Source organism: Thalassococcus sp. BH17M4-6, from assembly GCF_049323015.1.
Classification (GTDB): domain Bacteria; phylum Pseudomonadota; class Alphaproteobacteria; order Rhodobacterales; family Rhodobacteraceae; genus Puniceibacterium.
In genome coordinates this window covers 217,150-237,373 of record NZ_JBMPGU010000003.1, presented here as the reverse complement: position 1 = coordinate 237,373, position 20,224 = coordinate 217,150, and the positions used below count along the sequence as shown (strand labels likewise).

The following is a 20,224-nucleotide window of genomic DNA, read 5'->3' as shown; positions in this document are numbered from 1 at the left end:
CGGCGGCTCAGACCTTGGTGAAGCGCACCGCGCGGCGATAAAAATGCCAGGTGGCGTGGCCAAGCAGGGGCAGCGTCACGATCAGCCCCAGCAGCAGCGGGATCACCCCGACGATCAGCCCGGCGGTGACCACGGCGCCCCAGGCCAGCACCACGCGCGGGTTCTGCCGCAGCACCTGGACCGATGTCGCCACGGCCACCGGCACGCCGACGTGCCGGTCCAGCAACATCGGGAAGGACACCACGGAAATGGCCAGCGCGGCCAGCGCAAAAACGAACCCCACGGCGCAGCCGATAACGACCATCGTCCAGCCTGCGCCGGTGCCCGTCACTTCTGCGATGAAGGACGACAGGCTTTCGGGCGGCGCATTGCCCAGCGTCGCGCCGTAGATCTGCGCCGCGACCAGCATCCAGACCAGAAACAGCGCCGCCAGGTAGAGACCCAGAACCAGGATCGCGCCGAATCCCGGGGATTCGATCACGCCGAAGGCATCAGACCAGCGCGGTTTGTGGCCTTTTTCCAGCCGTCGGCTGATCTCGTACAGCCCCACCGCGGCGATGGGCCCCAGGATCGCGAAGCCCGCGATCAGCGGAAAAAGCAGCGGGATCATCGACAGCCGCAGACCCAAGCCGAAAAGCACCAGCCCGATCACCGGGTAGACCAGCACGATGAACATCACGTCGCTGCGGCTTGTCTTGAAATCCTCCCAACCGGCGGCGAGTGCATCGCGGATATCCCGCATTTCAAGCGTCTGCACCTGCGGTTTCAGGTCCGCATCGCCGCCCAGTTCGCGCGCCGATGCGGCCAGATGGCTGCTGGACCTGCTCAGAAGGCGGGCGGTCCAGGACAACGGGTTTCCGATGGTTTCAGGCATGGGCATGCTCCTGCGCTGCGGGGTGCCGCACCTGTCGGACGCTGAGCCATGACACACTGATGGCCAGACCGGTCAGCTGCGTCTATCAAGGCAGCATAACATGGAATCGCGGACCTCCCTATCACGCTTTGCGGCGATGCGCGTGAGGACCCGATGCCCCGGCACCAGAGGAGAGACCAGATGACACGCACCGCACGCACGGCCCTGATCGACGAACACGGCGGACCCGAGGTTTTCCACATCGCGGATCAGCCGGTCGGGGAGCCCGGTCCGGGCGAGGTGCGGATCGCGCACAAGGCCTGCGGGCTCAACTTCATCGACGTCTACCAGCGCACCGGCCTTTACCCGATGCAGCTGCCTCATGCGCTGGGGATGGAAGCCGCAGGCGTGATCGAGGCGGTGGGCGAGGGCGTCACGCATCTGAAGGAAGGCGACCGCGCAGCCTATGCCGCCCAGCCGCCGGGCGCCTATTGCGATGCGCGGGTTATGCCCGCGGCGCAGGTCTGCCCGCTGCCCGACGGCATTTCCTTTGAGGAAGGCGCCGCCATGATGCTCAAGGGCCTGACGGTGCAGTATCTTTTTCATCGCACGACGCCGCTGAAGCGCGGCGACACGGTGCTGTTTCACGCCGCCGCCGGGGGGGTGGGTCTGATCGCCTGTCAATGGGCGCGATCCGAGGGGATCAGGCTGATCGGCACCGCGGGCACGGACGAGAAATGCGCCCTGGCGCTGGAGCATGGAGCCGAGCACTGCATCAACTACCGCGGGGCTGATTGGGCGGCGCAGGTGCGCGATCTGGCGGACGGCACGGGCGTCGACGTGGTGATGGACGCGGTCGGCAAGGACACGTTCGACGGGTCGCTCGACAGCCTGCGGCCGCTGGGCATGATGATTTCCTTCGGCAACGCCTCGGGTCCGGTGCCGCCCTTCAACATCGGGGTGCTGGGGCAGAAGGGATCGCTCAAGATCACGCGCCCGACATTGTTCGCCCATATCGCGGACCATGCCGACTGCCAGGAGATGGCGCAGATGCTGTTCACCAAGGTTTCGGGCGGCGATGTCCGCATCCGCATCGACCAGCGGTTCGCGCTGGCCGACGTGGCCGAGGCGCACCGCACGCTCGAGGCGCGCAAGACAACCGGCAGCACGGTGCTGACGCTCTGATCCGGCAGCGCGCCTGCGGCGCACAGGGATGATTGGCCGCCGCCCTTCGGGTCGGCGGCTTGGGCCGTTGGCGGGTCTGACGCGTCATGGCAGAGGGCGCGCGTGGTTTCCCGGCGCGCGCAGAGCCTAGCTGCCCGCAGATCGCTGCGCCGCATAATGCGCCGCGTAGTCCCGCAGTAGCGGTACGCGTCGGGGCCGAAAGCTGTGACCCGTGAGGGACGCGGCCTCGATCCCCGCGACATGGAAGGTGCGCCAGTCCTGCCGGAGGCAGCACCAGACCAGCAGCATCAGCGCCTGGTCCGAATAGCTGATGCCCAGCGGCCAGACCTCGCGCTCGGTCACGCGCCCCTGAAGATCGCGATATCGGACATCGAGTGACAGCTCCTCCCAGCAGGCGCGGCGCAGCAGGGCCATGTCCACTGTGATCTCGACGCGGGGCGGTGGCGCGCGAAAGCTGCGCAGGACGGTGTGCATGGCGTGCCGTGACTGGCTGTCGGCGAGCGTGCCGATGATCCGCGCAAGGGCGGCGCGGCCCGCTGCCTCGAGCGCGCCGTCGCCGGTTGCGCGCAATTCGCCCACGGCGAGGACCAGCGCCTCGATCTCGAGCCGGGAAAAGCTTTGCGGCGGCAGGGCCGGGTCCTCTGTCAGACGGTAGCCCACACCGGCCTCGCCATCGATCAGCGCCCCGCCGGCGCGCAGCGTGGCGATGTCCCGGTAAAGTTGTCGTCGCGACACGCCCATGTCCGCCGCCAACCGCGCGGCGGTCACCGGGGCGGGCAGGCGGCGCAGCGCATCCATCAGGCGCATGAGGCGATCGGTGCGGGCCATGCTGACGGAAACTGTCACCAGCCGTGGGCTAAAGCAAGGTGTCACGTAACTTCAGGAGAGACCCATGCCGACCCTTTAACATGCCCCCAAATCCCGCTCGACCTCGATCCTCGTTCTGATGGAGGAGATGGGCATCACCGACCGCATCGACGTCGTGGAGGTGACCGTGTCGCGGCAGGATGGCAGCGGCGGCCCCGACCCGCGCAACCCGCATCCCGAGAAAAAGGTGCCCTATCTGATTGACGGGGACGATCAGGTGCGCGAACGCGGCGCGCTTGTCGCCTATCTGACGGACAAATTCCCCGAATCCGGGCTTGGCCGTCCGGTGGGACATCCGCAGCGCGGCGCCTTTCTGAGCTGGCTGTTCTACTATCAGGGCGTGATGGAGCCCGTGCTGGTTCTGGACTGGGCGAAGATCGACCACCCCGCCCTGCAGGCGACGTTCCGCGATCTCGAGGCCGTGTGCGCCCGCCTGTCAGAGGCGCTTGACGGGCAGCCCTACATTCTGGGCGAGGAGTACTCGGCAGTAGATCTGCTGCTTTCCAGCCCTTTCCAATGGCTGCCCGACGCGATGCCGACGCAGCCCGCCATCCGGGACTGGGTCCGTCGATGCGCCGATCGCCCGGCGATGAAGGTCGTAGCGGACAGGGAGCTTGCGGGGGTGTAAACGACGGCCGCGCGCGTTCCGGCTTGCCGGGGCGCGCGCGGCCGACCTCAAGAACCACCGCTAGCGGATCGGATCGAACAGCGCGTCGCCCAGCGTGCAGTCGCGCACCACGTCGCGCCCGCAGGGAACCGGATCAAGGACGCGGGACAGGCACAACCGCGCCTCCTGAATACGGCCGGCTTTGCAGGTGATGGTCAGCATGTCCGGCTCAAGCCCCCGGTTTTCCTTCAGAAACGCCTCTTCCACCAGTGTGGCGGGCAGGGTGACGGGCTTGTCCAGCCGTCGGAAAACCTGTGGTTTCTTCACGGCCTCGAACGCCCTGCGGGCCAGCGCATAGTAATCTGCGGCGGGCAGCCCTGCGCAGACGCCGTGCTTTTTCCACTGGTACCAGGCCAGGCCCGGGGTGCCCATGATATCGGCCATCGCCGCCGTCATCGCCCGGCTGGGCGGGGCGTGCGTGGTGCGGCAGTAGGATGGCCAGCCGCGGTGATACTGCGGCCAGAGTCCGTGCAGCACCCAGCCGAAATCCGCCGCCGCATCGCATTGCGGCGAACGGCGTGCATCGCCTTCGAGCGCGCACCAGGTGGGCGACCAGCTGAGCGACAGCACGTAGTAATCAAAGACGCCTGCGGGCTCGCCCTCGGCCCGGGCTGGCGCGGAAGGCAGGGTGAAGAGCAGCAGGGCGAGGGCGATCAAGCGGCGCATTTTCTCTTTCCTCTTGAGGTCGACGCCACTATATAGGCGCCAAGTTCCCCGACAACGGTAACCCGTCCCGGACCTCTCCGGGACATCCCGAGCCCCGGCTTGGGGGCCGGGAAAGACATGGGTCGGGACCACTTGGCCAAGGAGTAAGGGCACATGAACAAGCCGATCATGGCACGGGCCACCGCCGTCTGGCTGGTGGACAACACGACGCTCACGTTCAAGCAGATCGCCGATTTCACCGGCATGCACGAGCTTGAGGTGCAGGGCATCGCCGATGGCGACGTGGCCACCGGCGTGAAGGGTTTCGATCCCATCGCCAACAACCAGCTTGAGCAGAGCGAGATCGACAAGGCCGAGAAAGACCCGCTTTACAAGATGAAGCTCAAGTTCAACCCCGCCGCCGTGGGCGAGGAAAAGCGCCGCGGTCCGCGTTATACGCCGCTGTCCAAGCGGCAGGACCGGCCCGCGTCGATCCTGTGGCTGGTGAAGTTTCACCCCGAACTGTCGGATGGTCAGATCGGCAAGCTTGTGGGCACCACCAAGCCGACGATCCAGGCGATCCGTGAGCGGACGCACTGGAACATCGCGAATATCCAGCCCATCGATCCGGTGGCCCTTGGGCTGTGCAAACAGTCGGAACTGGATGCCGCCGTCGCCAAGGCAGCCAAGAAGGCCGACAGCCTGATGTCCGATGATGAGCGCCGCAAGCTGGTCAGCACCGAGCAGAGCCTTGGCATGGAAGCCGAGCCGCGCCTGCCGACAGCGATCGAGGGGCTGGAAACCTTCAGCCTGTCCGATCCGCGCGAGGATGACAGCGAGGAAGACAGCCGCAAGGACAGCGATTTCTCGGATGCGGACAGCTTCTTCAACCTGCCCGACGATGACGGCGACGACGATGAGGATGACAGCGACGATCCGCGCCGCTGATCCCGCCGCTTTCAAGTCGCTTTGATGGCCCGCATGCGCGGGCCATTTTCTTTTGAGAAATGTGGAAGGATCGGCAGGCGGCCGGTTTGATCCGACGCGATTGACAGCTATTCGGCGTCAGCAGCCAGTCGTTTGGCCAGGATCAGGCACAGTCCCACCGCCAGAAGCAGAAAGATCGCTCCGGCGCTCCAGGCCAATGGCGTGGAGTAGAGATCGGCAACCGCGCCAACCAGGACCAGCCCCAGCGCCGCGCCGAGTTGCTGGATAAGAGAGCGCAGCGACAGCATCGTGGACCTTTGTCGATCCTCCACGCAGCGATGCAGGATGCTGCTTGCCGGTGTCTCGCTCGCGCCGAGGAGGATCGAATAGAGCAGGAAGACGCCGATGAAGCCCGCGATCCCGCCCTGTATGGCCAGGGCGGCCTGCACTGCCGCGAGGCCCGCGAAGACCGCCGCGAGCGTTACCGCGTGGCGACGCCGGAACACCCGGCTGATCTGGGGCGACAGCGACGCGCCGAACGCGATGGCGAAAAAGTAGCCGGCCGTCAAGGCGCCGATGACCGTGTTGGCATAGTCCATGTCAAGCATCGGTTTGACATGGGTCGGCCAGATCACCTCGACCGGGTTTGTCGCCATCAGAAACAGCGCCAGAGCCGTCAGAAGCATGGACAGTTTCGGATGTCTCAGCGCCAGAACCGCGGCCTCGGCAATCACGGAAGGGACCTTGGCGAACCCTTGTCTGAGGGCATTGGGGTTCAGGGGGCGCGGGGCTTCGGTGATGGCAAACAGGGTGTAGATCAGCACGCAGACCATCACGGCAAAGCTTGCCGCGTAGGACACGTCATAGATGCCGATCCCGTAGCGAAGGCCGACGGCGCCGAACGCGTCCGGCAGCAGGCCGCCAAAAACGGCCCCGAGAGCAAGGCCCATGGCATTGGCCCCTTGCGCCTTGGCCAAAGCGGGCTGGACGTCCACATTCGGCGCGGTGGCCTTGAAGGTTTCGACAAACCAGGCGTCAAGCGTGCCAGAGCGCAGCGCGCGGCCGAAGCCGATGAAGGCGAAGGAAAGGGCGAGGATGACGAAGTCGCTGGACGACAGGAAAAGTGCCAGCGAGATCAGACTGGCCGCGCCCGCCGCAAGAAAGACCGGCTTGCGACCGATGTTGTCGGCCAAACCGCCGAACGGCAGCTCCATCGCCATGGTGGTGAGCGAGTAGACCCCGAAAAGCAGCGAAATCTGGAAAAGATCCATGCCGCGATCCGTCAGGGCGAGCGCGACGACCGCCACGGTGAGGCCCATGGCAAATCGGTCGAGAAACTGCTGGACCTGAAACACCCGGATATGGCGTCGCGCTGCGTCCGGCAAGGCCTTGAAAGAGAACTCGATGTCCGTCGTCATGGCGGCAGCATCCGGCTTTGCGCAGCTGCGCGCAATGTCTCATGCACAAGACCAGGGTGGCGGGGTCCGCACTTGGCTTAGCCGCAAACGTCGGGGCAGTTCCGCCACACCAATTGGTTTCCTACCCGGGAAACCGCCCGCGGTCTGGTTCTCGACTATTTCTTCGGCGTAGGCGTCAGCGGTAGATCATGTCGATCTGATCAAAGGCGCCGCGCTTGTAATCGCGCCGAAACATTTCATGATCCGATTTCAGTCGGTCGGCGGCCGTTTCAGTAAATTCCAAGATGTCCGTAACGAAAAGCTTGCGCGGACTGGCGGCGGCGACGATCGACGGCTCTACGTCGTAGTCGACCTCGCCCAGATCGTCCGACAGGGCGTGCGCCTGGGCCAGTGCGGCCCCGCAGACCTTGGCGTAGGCGCGCCATGTTTTGTACGACAGCTCATCCAGGTCGATGTCATCGCGAAACGGCGCGCGTTCACGGGTCATGAAGCTTTCGCCGTCGATTTCGGCCGCCCCATAGAAGATGTCGCCATGGGCCAGTTGCACCTTCTGGCCATGGGCGATGCGGTCGCCCTTGTCGCCCGCGTTGAACTCGGTGGGCGGCGTCAGCCCCTCAAGCGCGGAGTGGCGGGCGCTTTTGAATTCGATGATCAGATCGTCGGTGGCGTCTTTCGACGGCCCTTCGATCAGGACGTAATACCGCGGCAGGCCCAGCGACGCGGTGCCCTGTCCGTGGCGCACGCAGACGTCCTTGACCTTGAGGCTACCCGCACGATCCTGCTTGTCGATCTTGTTATTCTTGGCCAGATCGTTGATGCCCTTCTGGAATTTCTCCACCTCAGACGAGATTGGCTGCAACTCGTCATCGGCCCGGAACCCGCGCCCCGACGGCTTGAGATAGTCGTCCCACAGCCAGTCCTGGCGTTCCTCCCACGCCTCTTCGAACAGCCGCTTTATCACCTTGGGTGAATTGTCCATGCGGTACTGATCGTTCTTTTCGGTGGCGTGATTGGCATAGCGTTTCATCGCGTGCAGGTAGCCCTTGATGAACGATTTCACGACCTTGCGGCGCTTCTTGCGCTTCATCCCGCCAACCTCTTGCGCGGCGATCCAGAAGCCGACCGCGCCGCGCTTGATGTCCCAGGTGAAGGGCGCATAGATCGTTTCGTCGAAATCATTGACACCAAAAATCGGCACACCGTTTTTGTCCGGCATGATGCCGAAGTTTTCCGGATGCACGTCACCCAAGGCCATGACCGTGGGCATGTGGCTGTCCTGGCCGATCATGTCGCGGTAGAACAGCAGAGCCGTGCCACGAAAGAACTTGAACCGGCTCTTGGCCAGTTTGGCGAACTTGTTGCGTGCGCCAGGGGCCTGCTGTTCGATGCGGGCCGAATGGTCTTCGCGCAGGGTCGACCGCACGTGATGCCGTCTGGCCAGGCCGCTCAGCTGCGCGGGTGGCATCACCACGTCGCCGTCGGCGATCCGCGTGGCCATCTTGCGGTAAGACTCGACCCGCGATCCGGCCTTGCGGCGGTGCGGTTGGGTTGTCTTTGTGGTCTTTGTCTTGGTGCGGTCTGACTTGGCCGTCATGCGATCTGTCCCCTGAATACTTCCGGACAAACGCGACGCTGACGCGCGGGGTTCCCGTGTACAGCCGCCGTGCCGGGCTAGAGCGTCTTGCGGGCGTTGAGCGCGGCGGTGATCGTACCGTCGTCGAGATAGTCCAGCTCGCCTCCGATCGGCACCCCCTGGGCCAGCGAGCTGAGCGTCACGCGCCCGGCCAGCTGATCGGCGATGTAATGCGCGGTGGTCTGGCCATCGACCGTGGCATTCAGCGCCAGGATCACCTCGGTGATGTCTTCGGAGGCAACGCGCGCCACCAGTTGCGGAATGCGCAGGTCCTCTGGCCCAACGGCATCCAGCGCCGACAGCGTGCCGCCCAGCACGTGATAGCGGCCCTTGAAGGTGCCCGAGCGTTCCATCGCCCAGAGGTCAGCGACATCCTCGACCACGCACAGCAGACCGTTGGCGCGTTTTTCGTCTGTGCAGATGGGACAGATGTCGGCGGTGCCGATGTTGCCGCAGTTCAGACATTCGCGCGCCGTGGCGGCGACGGTCTGCATGAGGTCCGACAGCGGCGTCAGCAGCAGTGCGCGCTTGCGGATCAGGTGCAGCACCGCGCGTCTGGCCGACCGGGGGCCAAGCCCGGGCAGGCGGGCCATCATGTCGATCAGGGCGTCGATATCGGTGCGGTTGGTCAAGCGGCGGCCTTTGTACGCGGCGGGCGGACGGCCCTTGCAAGGGCCGGTCGGGCCGCCAGCCGTCTCCGGCTGGCGGTGATCGCGAGGGGCCGCCGTCAGAACGGCAGTTTCATGTCCGCGGGCAGGCCCATGCTTTCGGTCAGCTTTGCCATTTCCTGCTGCGCGCGGTCCGACGCACGCTGCTGCGCGTCCTTGATCGCGGCGAGGATCAGATCCTCGACCACTTCCTTGTCATCGCCATTGAAGATCGACGGGTCGATGTCGAGGCTCTTGAGTTCGCCCTTGGCGGAGCAGACCGCCTTGACCAGGCCCGCGCCGGATTCGCCGGTCACGGTGATGCTGTGCATCTCTTCCTGAAGCTGGGCCATCTTGCTTTGCATTTCCTGGGCCTTCTTCATCATCCCGGCCATATCGCCGAGGCCGCCTAGTCCCTTGAGCATGTTCTTCTCCTGTAAGGTAAGCTGGTGTTGCACCAGAGATACGCGCGCGCGGGCCCTGTCACAAGGGGGCGGCGTGTCTGGTTGGGGCGCGGGGCCGCTCAGCCGTCTTCGAACGGATCCCATTCATCCTCGACCTCGGGCAGGGCTTCGGCCTCGGCTTCGGCGGCAACCTCCTGCGGCGTCCGGATGCCGGTGATGCGGGCCTTGGGAAAGGCGGCAAGGGCGGCCTGCACCAGCGGGTGTCCGGTGGCTTCGGCGCGCAGGGCGAGGGCCGCGGCATCGCGCTTTTCGCTGATCGTGGACGCGTCGCAGCCGTTGACGATGCTCACCGCCCAGCGGTTGCCGGTCCACCGCTGCAGCGATGACCCCAGCCGCGCAGCAAGGTCCGGCGGCGCGTTGTCGGCCGGGGTGAATTCGATGCGCCCCGGTTGGTAGGCCGAAAGCCGGAGGCCCGATTCCACCTCGACAAGCAGTTTCACGTCGCGGTTGGCGCGGATCAGTTCGACCACATGTTCGAAGGTCGGAAACCGCGCCAGTGCCTGATCGAGGGCGACCGCCTGTACCGGCGCGCCACCATGGGCCGTCGGGGCAGAGCCGCCGCCGCCCGCCTGCGGCGCGCTGCCCGCGGGCGCCTCGGGGCGCTGCGCGCCGCCACCGCCGCCCGGTGGCGGGGCAGGGGGCGGCGGCGTGTCCTGCAGCTTGCGCACCAGTTCCTCGGGCGAGGGCAGTTCGGCCACGTGGGTCAGCCGGATAATCGCCATTTCCGCCGCCATCATCGCGTTGGGGGCGCTTGCGACCTCGTCCAGCGCCTTCAGCAGCATCTGCCACATCCGCGTCAGCGGGCGCATGCCCAGCGTCTGCGCCATGGCCTGCCCGCGGGTGCGTTCGTCGGGGCCGATCGTCGGGTCCTCGGCGGCTTCGGGCGTGATCTTGACCACGGAGATCCAGTGCGTGACCTCGGCCAGATCGCGCAGCACCGCCATCGGATCGGCGCCTTCGGCATATTGGCCAGACAGTTCGGTCAGCGCGCCCGCAGCGTCGCCCTTCATGATCAGATCGAAGAGGTCCAGCACCCGGCCCCGGTCCGCGAGCCCCAGCATCGCGCGCACCTGATCGGCAGTGGTTTCGCCCGCGCCGTGGCTGATCGCCTGATCCAGCAGCGACGTCGCGTCCCGCGCCGATCCTTCGGCGGCGCGGGTGATCAGCGCCAGCGCGTCTTCGGTGATCTCGGCCGCCTCGGCGGTGGCGATGCGGCGCAAGAGGGCGATCATCACCTCGGGTTCGATGCGGCGCAGGTCGAACCGCTGGCAGCGCGACAGCACCGTCACCGGCACCTTGCGTATCTCGGTCGTGGCGAAGATGAATTTCACATGCGCCGGGGGTTCCTCGAGCGTCTTGAGCAACGCGTTGAACGCGTTGGTCGACAGCATGTGCACCTCGTCGATGATGTAGATTTTGTAGCGCGCCGAGGCCGCGCGGTAATGCACCGAATCGATGATTTCGCGGATGTCGCCGACGCCGGTGCGGCTGGCGGCATCCATTTCCATCACGTCCACGTGGCGGCCTTCCATGATCGCGACGCAATGTTCGCATTGCCCGCAGGGGTCGGTAGTGGGGCCGCCGGTGCCGTCCGGGCCGATGCAGTTCATGCCCTTCGCGATGATCCGGGCTGTGGTGGTTTTCCCGGTGCCGCGGATACCGGTCATGATAAAGGCCTGCGCGATGCGGTCGGCCTTGAACGCGTTCTTCAGCGTGCGCACCATCGCATCCTGCCCGACCAGATCGGCAAAGGTTTCCGGGCGGTACTTGCGCGCGAGGACCTGATACTGCGGGGCGTCGTCGGACATGGGCGGCCTATGTGTTGGATCGTCGCCAAACTAGGCGCATGGTGGCGCGGCGTCCACCGGATACCGCCGCGCCCGGGGGCGGAGCGGGATGACCTGAGGTTGAAACGATGCATGGCGAGCCAATGCCGCCTGCCATGACAAAGCGGCGGGTCGGGGTCTGCCGCACCGGCGTTGGAGCCTCTCGATTTATCCTGCACTCCCGAAAGATGCGGAAACGACGCGCGTGCGGCGACGAAGCGGCAGGCCGCGGGACGGCCCGCCGCTCTGGCTTGGCGCCGCGCCATGCGCGGCTTGTTCCAAGCCAGCGGGCGCAAAACGGATGGGTCCGAAGCGCCGGGCGGGGAAGCAGGCAACGCCGGCCAGTTCCGGCCTTTCACATCTTGCTCTAGCTAAGCATCCCGCCATCGGCATCGTCGCCGGCCTCGGCCATCAGGCGCGCCATGTCGGGCACCTCGATCCGGCGTTTTCCGTCCAGCACGATCACCTTGTCGCGTTTCAGCGCCGAAATCTGGCGGCTCACGGTTTCCAGCGTGAGACCCAGGTAATCGGCCATCGCCTCGCGCGTCAGCGGCAGTTCAAAGCTCACCGACTTGGCGCCGTTGCTGGTATGGGCCGAGGCATCGCGCCGGGCGATGATCGACAAGAGCGACGCAATCTTCTCGCGCGCGGTCTTGCGTCCCAGCACCAGCATCCATTCACGCGCGGCGTCAAGTTCGTCCAGCGTCATCTCAAGCAGCCGGTGTGCGATGTGGGGCGTATCCTTCATCAGCTCTTCGAACGGGGATTTGCGGAAACAGCACATCACCAGGTCGGTGGTGGCGACCACGTCATAGGCTGCCGCCGACCGGCCCGGGCGTCCGACGAAATCCGAGGGAAGCAGAAGCCCGACCATCTGTCGGCGGCCGTCCTCCATCGTCTGGGTCAGCGTCGCGATGCCCGACACGACCGAGCCCACGAAATCCATCCGGTCGCCTGACCAGATCACCGTCTGACCGGCAGCGAACTTGCGGTAGTATTTCACCTGTTCCAGACGTTCCAGTTCGTCCGATTCACACCGGGCGCAGACCGCGCGGTGGCGGATCGGACAGTCGTCACAGTCTTGCAGATGCGGCGCCGAGCGGGTGTGCAGCATGATGGTCTTCCCTTGATCTGTGTCAAAGTCGGAGCGGAAATCCTTCCCTAACCTAATCACATGATGACACGAACACAATTGACCCGTCTGGGGCTCTTTGACGCGAAGGTGCCCAGGTACACCAGCTATCCCACCGCGCCGCATTTCGCGGGCGGAGTCGGACCGGCGCGATTCGGCGAATGGATCGAGGCTGTACCCGAACACAGCGCGATCTCGCTCTACCTGCATGTGCCGTTCTGTCGGCGGCTGTGCTGGTTCTGCGCCTGCCGCACGCAGGGCACGGCCAGCGCCGCACCGGTGGCGGCCTATGTCGACAGGCTCAAGGCCGAACTGGCGCTGCTGTCGCGGCATCTGCCGCGCGGCGTGCGCTTGTCGCGGGTGCATTGGGGCGGCGGCACGCCCACCCTGCTCAGCGCCGACATGATGCGCGATCTGGGGGCGGCGACGCGGGCGGTCGCGGATTTCGCCGAGGATGCGGAGTTTTCGGTCGAGATCGACCCCAACGAGATCGACGCCGACCGGCTGGCGGCGCTGCGCGACATAGGGCTGACGCGCGCATCGGTCGGGGTGCAGGACTTCAACCCCGAGATTCAGCAGGTCATCGGGCGCGATCAAAGCTATGACGTCACCCGCCGCGCGGTGGACATGATCCGCGACCAAGAGGTGCAAAGCCTCAACGCCGATATTCTGTTCGGGCTGCCCGGCCAGACTGGCGCGCGGCTTACCGAAACGGTGCAGAAACTGCTGTCGCTGTCGCCCGACCGGGTGGCGCTTTACGGCTATGCGCATGTGCCGTGGATGGCCAAGCGCCAGACGCTGATCCCGACCGACACGCTGCCGGGACCCGAGGCGCGGTTGGACCTTTTCGAGACCGCGCAGAGGCTTTTCAAGTGGGACGGCTTTGCCGAGATCGGGATCGACCACTTCGCCCGTCCCGACGACGGGCTGGCCCGCGCGGCCAGGGCCGGGCGTCTGCGGCGCAATTTCCAAGGCTACACCGACGACACGTCGGAGGTGCTGATCGGGCTGGGCGCTTCGTCGATCTCGCGCTTTCCGCAGGGCTATGCGCAGAATGCGGCGGCGACGTCGGCCTATGGCGCGGCGGTCGATGCGGGGCAGTTCGCAATCGCGCGCGGCCATGTTTTTCAGGGCGACGACCGCCTGCGCGCCCGGATGATCGAGGCGGTGATGTGTGATTTCCGCATTTCCCGGTCCGAGATCCTGCGCGATTTCGACATCACCGGCCCGGCGCTGGACACGCTTTTCGAACGGGCCGAAGCCGCCTTTGACGGCACGCTGGTCATCACCGAAGAGGGGCTGTTCGTGCCACCTGCGGCGCGCCCGCTGACCCGCATGGTCGCCCGGCATTTCGATGCCTACGATCTGAGCCGCGCGGGCCATTCCAGCGCGATCTGACGCGTCGGCGCGCTATCCGGCAAGGTCGAAGGCCGCAGCCAGCAGGGTGCGGGTATACTCGGTCTGGGGACTGTCGAAGATTTGCTCGGCGGTGCCGTATTCCACCACGTCGCCCTGCTTCATCACGATGACCTTGTGGCTCATCGCGCGGATGACCTTGAGATCGTGACTGATGAAGAGATAGGCCAGATCGTACTTCTTCTGCAGGTTGCGCAGCAGGTTCACGATCTGAACTTGCACCGTCATGTCCAGCGCAGAGGTCGGTTCGTCCAGCACGACCAGCCGGGGCCGCAGCACCATGGCGCGTGCGATGGCGATGCGCTGGCGCTGCCCGCCGGAAAATTCGTGCGGGTAGCGGTGCATGGTCGCGGGATCGAGCCCCACCTCGGTCATCACCTCGGCCACCAGTTCACGGTGCGGGCGTCCGTCCGGGGCGCCGTGCACGCCCAGCCCTTCGGCGATGATTTGTTCGCAGGTCATGCGGGGCGACAATGATCCGAACGGATCCTGAAACACGATCTGCATTTCGGACCGCAGGCGGCGCAGCTCTTTGGTCTTCCAGCTGCGCACGTCCTGGCCGCGATAGGTGATCCCGCCTTCGGACTGTATGAGCCGCATGATCGCCAGCGCCAGCGTGGTCTTGCCCGACCCGGATTCGCCCACGATCCCGACGGTTTCCCCCGCGCGCACGCGGATCGTGGCATCGTTGACGGCCTTCACGTGACCGACGGTCTTTTTCATCAGCCCCTTCTGGATCGGAAACCAGATCTTGAGGTGGTCGGTCGATGCGATCTCTTCTGCGGTGTCGGGCACGGGATCGGGCACGCCGGTGGATTCGGCGCTCAGCAGCATCTTGGTATAGGGATGCTGGGGGTCCGAGAAGATGTCGGCGGTGCGGCCCTGTTCGACGATTTCGCCGGATTTCATCACGCAGACCCGGTCGGCGATGGACCGCACGATGCCCAGATCATGGGTGATGAACAACAGGCTCATGTTTTCCGAGGCCTTGAGTTCGGCCAGCAGTTCCAGGATCTGGGCCTGGATCGTCACGTCAAGCGCGGTCGTGGGTTCATCGGCGATCAGCAGGTCGGGACCGTTGGCCAGCGCCATGGCGATCATCACGCGCTGCCGCTGCCCGCCCGACAGCTGGTGCGGATAGGCCCCCAGCCGCGATTCCGGGTCGCGGATGCCGACGCGGTCCAGCAGTTCGAGGATGCGCGCACGGGCCGCGTCACCGGTCAGGCCCTGATGCAGGGCGAGCGACTCCGACAGCTGCTTTTCCAGCGTATGCAGCGGGTTGAGCGAGGTCATCGGCTCTTGAAAGATAAAGCTGATGTCGTTGCCGCGCACCTTGCGCAGCAGCTTCTCATCCGCGCCGATCATTTCCTGCCCGTCGTAGGTGACCGACCCTTCGACATGCGCCGAGCTACCCAGCAGCGCCACGGTGCTGAGCGCGGTCACGGATTTGCCTGAGCCGGATTCACCCACAAGGGCCACGGTTTCGCCGCGCTCCACGGTGAAGGACACGCCCTTGACGGCACGAGTGGTCGCGCCGTCCTGCGTGAAGCTGACCGACAGGTTGCGAACCTCAAGCGTGGCGCTCATGAAAACGTCTTTCTGGGATCGAACGCATCGCGGACCCCTTCGAAGATGAAGACCAGCAGCGACAGCATCACCGCAAAGACCGTAAAGGCGGTAAAGCCCAGCCAGGGCGCCTGCAGGTTCTGCTTGGCCTGGAGTGTCAGCTCACCCAAGGACGGGGCCGAAGACGGCAGGCCGAAGCCCAGGAAATCGAGCCCCGCCAGGGTCGAGATCGTTCCGGTCACGATGAAGGGCAGCATGGTCACGGTCGCGACCATCGCGTTGGGCAGCATGTGCCGGAACATGATCCGGGTGTTGGAGACCCCCAGCGCCTTGGCTGCGCGGACGTATTCCAGGTTGCGCGCGCGCAGGAATTCGGCCCGCACCACGCCCACCAGCGCCACCCAGCCGAACAGCACCGTAAGAAAAACCAGCAGCCAGAAACTTCGCCCCAGGATCGCGAAGAGGATGATGATGATGTAAAGCGACGGGGTCGAGGTCCAGATTTCGATCACCCGCTGAAAGATCAGGTCGATCCAGCCGCCGAAATAGCCCTGGATCGCCCCCGCTACGATGCCGATGACCGAGCTCAGCACCGTGACGATCAGGGTGAACAGGATCGACAGGCGGAAGCCGTAGATCACCCGCGCCGTCACGTCACGCTTGGTGTCGTCGGTGCCGAGCCAGTTCTGGCTGTTGGGGGGCAGGGGGGCGGCGCCGGGCCGGTCCACCGGGGTGGCGTAGGAATAGGGGATCGGCGGCCAGAGCATCCAACCTTCGCGGAAATCGTCGACGCCCGCGCCGTAGGTGTCGCTATTGATCGCGTCGATGATGCCCTCGGGATCGTCGAAACAGTCCTCTTGCCCGCCCGATTTGATCAGACACTGCACTTCGGGGTCGCGATAGGCGGCTTCGGTGCGGAAATCGCCGCCGAAGGCGGTTTCGGGATAGAAGTTGAAGATCGGCGTGAAGTATTCACCGCGATAGTTCACCAGGATCGGTTTGTCGTTGGCGATGAACTCGGCAAAAAGCGACAGGCCAAAGATGATCGCAAAGATCCATAGCGACCAGTAGGCGCGGCGGTTGCGCTTGAAATTGCGCCAGCGGCGCTGGTTCAGCGGCGACAGCGCAAAGCGGCCGCGCGGGGGTTCCGGCGCCACGGGCTTGCCCGGCATCGGTTCGGGCGTGATGTGACCGGGGTTGGGATCGGCGCTCATGGCTCAGCCCTCCCGCTTTTCAAAGTCGATGCGCGGATCGACCACCACGTACATCAGATCCGACAGGATGCCGACGACAAGGCCGATGAGGCCGAAGATGAAAAGCGTGCCGAAGATCACCGGATAGTCCCGCGCCACAGCCGCCTCGAACCCCAGCCGCCCCAGACCGTCGAGCGAAAAGATCGTTTCGATGATGAGAGAGCCGGAAAAGAACACGCCGATAAACACAGCCGGAAACCCGGCGATCACGATCAGCATCGCGTTGCGGAAGATGTGGCCGTAAAGCACCCGGCGTTCGGTCAGGCCCTTGGCCCGCGCCGTCATCACGTACTGCTTCTTGATCTCATCGAGAAAGCTGTTCTTGGTCAGCAGCGTCAGCGTCGCAAAGGCCGAAATGGTCAGCGCGGTGACCGGCAGGACGATGTGCCAGAAATAATCGGCGATCTTGGCCCCGACGCTCAGCTGATCCCAGTTGTCCGACGTCAGCCCGCGCAGCGGGAAGATCTGCCAGTAGGACCCGCCCGCGAAGAGCACCAGCAACAGGATGGCGAACAGAAAGCCCGGGATCGCATAGGCCACGATGATCGCGCCGCTGGTCCAGGTGTCGAAACTGGTGCCGTCCTTGACCGCCTTGCGAATGCCAAGCGGGATCGAGATCAGATAGGCGATCAGCGTCGACCAAAGCCCCAGGGAAATCGATACCGGCATCTTTTCCAGCACCAGGTCGATCACCGACACCGAGCGGAAATAGCTCTCTCCGAAGTCGAACTGCAGATAGTCCCAGAGCATGTTCAGAAAGCGTTCGACCGGCGGCTTGTCAAAGCCGAATTCACGCTCCAGCTCTTCGATGAATTCCGGCGGCAGCCCGCGCGCACCGATGTACTGGTCATTCTCGGAACCGGCCCCCAGCGTCGCGTCGGCACCGCCCCCGGCAAACCCGCCAAAGACATCGCCCTCGCCCTGGATGCGGGCGATCATCTGCTCGACCGGGCCGCCCGGCACGAACTGCACGAGCGTGAAGTTGATGATCATGATCCCGAGAAGAGTCGGGATGATGAGCAGCAGTCGCCGCGCGATATAGGCGCCCATTTGCGCGTTACCTCAATGCCCCCGAGGACTTCAGCGCCTCGGCCTTTTCGGCGTTGTACCACCAGAAATCGAGGGTTCCTAGCGCATAGGGCGGAATCGTCTCGGGGTGCTCGTACATGTCCCAGTAGGCCGCCCAGTGATCCGGGGCGTAGCCGTCCGGAATGACGAAGAATTCGTAGCGCAGCGCACGGTCGAGCGCGCGCATGGTCATGTCTTCCTCGTCCTGGCTTTCGGTCAGCAGCGATTGTTCGATGATGGCGTCGACCATCGGGCTGGCCAGCCCCGCCGGGTTGAAAAGGCTGTAGCTGGCCGCTTCGGACCCGAACCGCTGCGCCAGGCCCGTACCGGTGCCCAGAAGGGCGGGATAGCCGTCGAACACAAGGTCATAGTCGCGGTCGCGCTCGCGCAGCGTGTACTGCGAGGCGTCCACCGATTCCAGCGTCATGTCGATGCCCATCGCCTGGACGTTTTTGACGTAGTTCTCGGCCAGCGCCTTGGAGGTCGGGGCCGAGCTTGCGTTCATCAGGAAATTCAGGCTCAGCGTCTCGCCCGCGTCGTTGCGGCGGATACCATCGTCGCCGACCGGCCAGCCTGCGTCGTCCAGCAGGCGCATCGCCCGGCGCAGGTTGCGGCGGTCGCTCAGGCTCGATGGGTCCGAAGTGTGCGGCAGCCAGGGCTCCTCGTCAAAGACCTCTTGCGGGACCACGTCGCCCAGCGATTCAAGAAATGCCTTCTCGTCACCGCTGGGCGTTCCCTTGGCTTCGAGATGCGTGCCATCGGAAAACGACTTCTGCTGCGCGAAAAGACCGTAGAAGAGCGACGCGTTCGTCCATTCGAAGTTGAACCCCAGCGCCAGCGCCTCGCGTACGCGCTTGTCCTTGAGCGGTTCGCTGCCCAGGTTGAAGACGATGCCCGACACCGACGGCGGCGACCCGTCGGGGATGGCCTCCTGCTTGACCCAGCCGTTCTGCACGGCGGGGAAATCGTATTGCGCGGCCCACTGCTTGGGATCGCTTTCCGTCCGGTAGGTGACGGTCCCGGCCTTGAACGCCTCGAAGCCGGCGGTAGGATCGGCGAAATATTCCAGGCGGATGCGATCGAAATTGTGCCGCCCCTTGTTGATCGGCAAATCCCAGCCCCAGTAGTCCGGATTGCGGAGATAGGTGACCGACCGGCCCACATCGACGCTTTCGATCATGTAGGGGCCCGACCCCGGCGACACTTCGAGCCGGCTTTCATCCAGTCCGGATCCGGTTTCCTCGTACCAGGCCTTCGACCATACCGGCACCGCCCCGACCTGGTCGATCAGGCTGCGGCGCGAAATGCCCTCGGTGAAGTAGAACTTGATCGTGTGGTCGTCGATGACCTCGGCCTTGGGGATGCGTTTGCGCACCGCGTCGGCATAGGATTTCAGCCCTTCGTCCAGCAGCAGGTTGTGGCTGAACAGAACGTCATGCGCGGTGACCGGCGTGCCGTCGGAAAACCGTGCCTCGGGCCGCATGTGGAAGATCACCCAATCCTTTGTCACCGGGTATTCCAGGCTTTCGGCCAGCAGCCCGTACATGTCGTTGATATTATCGGCCGGCAGCGCCCCGCTACCCGCCAGAACCTGGCCCAGAAGGCTTTCGTACATGACCGAGGAGAGGCCCGCCGCGCGGCCCTTGCGGGTGTAGGGGTTCATCGAATCGAACGTGCCGCTCACCGCGAGCGAGATTTCCCCGCCCTTGGGCGCATCGGGGTTCACATAGCTGAAATGCGGATAATCCGGCGGATACTGCAGATCGCCGAAGTAGGAATACCCGTGCGAGCGGATGATCTCGACCTCGTCGGTTTCAGTTCCGCTGTCCTGGGCGAAGGCGACGGTTGCCAGCAGCGCCATCGACAGTGCCATCAGCGCGGTGACAAAGGCGGGGCGGGGGTCGGCGGCGCGGGTCCGGGTGCGGGCATGCGTCGGCTTCATAAAGATCCTCCGATCGGGTGGTTTCCTCTTCATGTAAGCTACGGTCCGGTGCCGACCACATTCAAGTTGAGAATATGTAACCTCCGCGCAATTGACCGCGAGGACATGAAAAAGGCCGCTGCGATGTGCAGCGGCCTCCGGTGTTCGTGGTTCGGCGGCGATCAGCCCTCGGTGGAGTCGAGATAGGCGATCAGGTTCGCGCGGTCCTCGGTGTCGGGGATGCCGTTGAAGCTCATGCTGGTGCCCGAGGCGTAGCCGCGCGGGTTTTCCAGGAAGCCGTTGAGGTTTTCCGCCGTCCAGACATCCGCAGCCTCGCTCAGCGCGCCGGAGTAGTTGAAACCCGAGACCGAGCCCACGTCGCGGCCGACAACGCCGTTGAGGTGCGGGCCGGTGGCGTCGGTGCCGTCCAGCTTGTGACAGGCGCGGCACTTGCCGAACACCTTCTCGCCGGCGCCCACGTCAGCCGAGGCCAGAAGCGTCTCGAAATCCGCTTCTTCCTCTTCCCCACCGCCTTCCGCGTCGTCCGAACCGGTCTCGATCAGGTAGGCCTGCTGGCCCTCCTCGCCATGGCCGCCGCCCACGTGATAGATCGTCTCGGCACCCCACTTGCCAAGCAGAAAGATCAGCAAAGCGCCGCAAAAGCCGCCGAGAACCTTGGTGAATGTCATCGTGTCAAGCATGGGTGCGTGTCCGTATCTGTCGTGATGAATGTCAG

The 20,224-nt window shown here is 64.9% G+C and carries 18 protein-coding genes; 4 read left to right on the top strand and 14 right to left on the bottom strand.

Annotated features, from left to right (window positions below; all coding sequences use genetic code 11):
- Nucleotides 1-7: 7 nt before the first annotated feature.
- A complete protein-coding gene (locus ACOXXX_RS05985; RefSeq protein WP_422825643.1) occupies nt 8-874 on the bottom strand; it encodes a DUF2189 domain-containing protein in 867 nt (288 codons plus the stop codon).
- Nucleotides 875-1,054: 180 nt separating this feature from the next.
- Here ACOXXX_RS05985 and ACOXXX_RS05980 point away from each other — a divergent pair, with 180 nt between their 5' ends.
- Nucleotides 1,055-2,038: a quinone oxidoreductase family protein gene (locus tag ACOXXX_RS05980; protein ID WP_422825642.1), complete on the top strand. Its 984-nt coding sequence runs from the start codon at nt 1,055-1,057 to the stop codon at nt 2,036-2,038.
- Between the two features lie 126 nt (nt 2,039-2,164).
- Here the strand turns inward: ACOXXX_RS05980 and ACOXXX_RS05975 are convergent, their stop codons facing one another.
- Nucleotides 2,165-2,866: a helix-turn-helix transcriptional regulator gene (locus ACOXXX_RS05975; RefSeq protein WP_422825641.1), complete on the bottom strand. Its 702-nt coding sequence runs from the start codon at nt 2,864-2,866 to the stop codon at nt 2,165-2,167.
- A 118-nt stretch (nt 2,867-2,984) separates the two neighbouring features.
- Here ACOXXX_RS05975 and ACOXXX_RS05970 point away from each other — a divergent pair, with 118 nt between their 5' ends.
- Nucleotides 2,985-3,533, top strand: coding sequence for a glutathione S-transferase family protein (locus tag ACOXXX_RS05970; RefSeq protein ID WP_422825640.1), 549 nt, complete (start codon nt 2,985-2,987; stop codon nt 3,531-3,533).
- Nucleotides 3,534-3,593: 60 nt separating this feature from the next.
- On the opposite strand, the gene ACOXXX_RS05965 is transcribed toward ACOXXX_RS05970, so the two are convergent.
- Complete coding sequence (locus tag ACOXXX_RS05965; protein WP_422825639.1) at nt 3,594-4,238, bottom strand: ribonuclease T2 family protein; 645 nt, start codon at nt 4,236-4,238, stop codon at nt 3,594-3,596.
- Nucleotides 4,239-4,391: 153 nt separating this feature from the next.
- On the opposite strand from ACOXXX_RS05965, the gene ACOXXX_RS05960 reads away from it, so the two are divergent.
- Nucleotides 4,392-5,165 carry a DUF1013 domain-containing protein gene (locus tag ACOXXX_RS05960; RefSeq protein WP_422825638.1) on the top strand — a complete coding sequence of 258 codons (774 nt, stop codon included), beginning with the start codon at nt 4,392-4,394 and terminating at the stop codon, nt 5,163-5,165.
- Nucleotides 5,166-5,272: 107 nt separating this feature from the next.
- On the opposite strand, the gene ACOXXX_RS05955 is transcribed toward ACOXXX_RS05960, so the two are convergent.
- The 6 genes from ACOXXX_RS05955 to fnrL form a co-directional block, all read right to left on the bottom strand.
- Nucleotides 5,273-6,562, bottom strand: coding sequence for an MFS transporter (locus tag ACOXXX_RS05955; protein WP_422825637.1), 1,290 nt, complete (start codon nt 6,560-6,562; stop codon nt 5,273-5,275).
- Nucleotides 6,563-6,737: 175 nt separating this feature from the next.
- Entirely contained in the window at nt 6,738-8,156 is a 1,419-nt protein-coding gene (locus tag ACOXXX_RS05950) for a DUF2252 domain-containing protein (protein WP_422825636.1), read from the bottom strand.
- Nucleotides 8,157-8,233: 77 nt separating this feature from the next.
- The gene (gene recR, locus ACOXXX_RS05945; protein ID WP_422825635.1) at nt 8,234-8,827 is read right to left on the bottom strand and encodes a recombination mediator RecR; all 594 of its coding nucleotides are present in this window, start codon (nt 8,825-8,827) and stop codon (nt 8,234-8,236) included.
- 95 nt (nt 8,828-8,922) lie between these two features.
- Nucleotides 8,923-9,267: a YbaB/EbfC family nucleoid-associated protein gene (locus ACOXXX_RS05940; protein WP_422825634.1), complete on the bottom strand. Its 345-nt coding sequence runs from the start codon at nt 9,265-9,267 to the stop codon at nt 8,923-8,925.
- Nucleotides 9,268-9,365: 98 nt separating this feature from the next.
- Nucleotides 9,366-11,114, bottom strand: a complete 1,749-nt coding sequence (locus ACOXXX_RS05935; RefSeq protein ID WP_422825633.1) for a DNA polymerase III subunit gamma/tau — start codon at nt 11,112-11,114, stop codon at nt 9,366-9,368.
- Between the two features lie 385 nt (nt 11,115-11,499).
- The gene (fnrL, locus tag ACOXXX_RS05930) at nt 11,500-12,246 is read right to left on the bottom strand and encodes a transcriptional regulator FnrL (RefSeq protein WP_422825632.1); all 747 of its coding nucleotides are present in this window, start codon (nt 12,244-12,246) and stop codon (nt 11,500-11,502) included.
- Between the two features lie 60 nt (nt 12,247-12,306).
- Between fnrL and hemN the strand changes: the two genes are divergently transcribed.
- Entirely contained in the window at nt 12,307-13,662 is a 1,356-nt protein-coding gene (gene hemN / locus ACOXXX_RS05925) for an oxygen-independent coproporphyrinogen III oxidase (RefSeq protein WP_422825631.1), read from the top strand.
- A 12-nt stretch (nt 13,663-13,674) separates the two neighbouring features.
- On the opposite strand, the gene ACOXXX_RS05920 is transcribed toward hemN, so the two are convergent.
- From ACOXXX_RS05920 to ACOXXX_RS05900, 5 genes are all read right to left on the bottom strand, one after another.
- Complete coding sequence (locus ACOXXX_RS05920; RefSeq protein ID WP_422825630.1) at nt 13,675-15,267, bottom strand: ABC transporter ATP-binding protein; 1,593 nt, start codon at nt 15,265-15,267, stop codon at nt 13,675-13,677.
- Entirely contained in the window at nt 15,264-16,418 is a 1,155-nt protein-coding gene (locus ACOXXX_RS05915) for an ABC transporter permease (RefSeq protein ID WP_422825827.1), read from the bottom strand. Before ACOXXX_RS05915 ends, ACOXXX_RS05920 begins: the two co-directional genes overlap by 4 nt.
- Before the next feature lie 45 nt (nt 16,419-16,463).
- Complete coding sequence (locus ACOXXX_RS05910) at nt 16,464-17,549, bottom strand: microcin C ABC transporter permease YejB (protein WP_422825629.1); 1,086 nt, start codon at nt 17,547-17,549, stop codon at nt 16,464-16,466.
- 7 nt (nt 17,550-17,556) lie between these two features.
- Complete coding sequence (locus tag ACOXXX_RS05905) at nt 17,557-19,509, bottom strand: extracellular solute-binding protein (RefSeq protein WP_422825628.1); 1,953 nt, start codon at nt 19,507-19,509, stop codon at nt 17,557-17,559.
- Between the two features lie 161 nt (nt 19,510-19,670).
- Nucleotides 19,671-20,189 (bottom strand): c-type cytochrome, encoded by a 519-nt coding sequence (locus ACOXXX_RS05900; RefSeq protein ID WP_422825627.1) that lies wholly within the window; start codon nt 20,187-20,189, stop codon nt 19,671-19,673.
- Between the last annotated feature and the right edge of the window lie 35 nt (nt 20,190-20,224).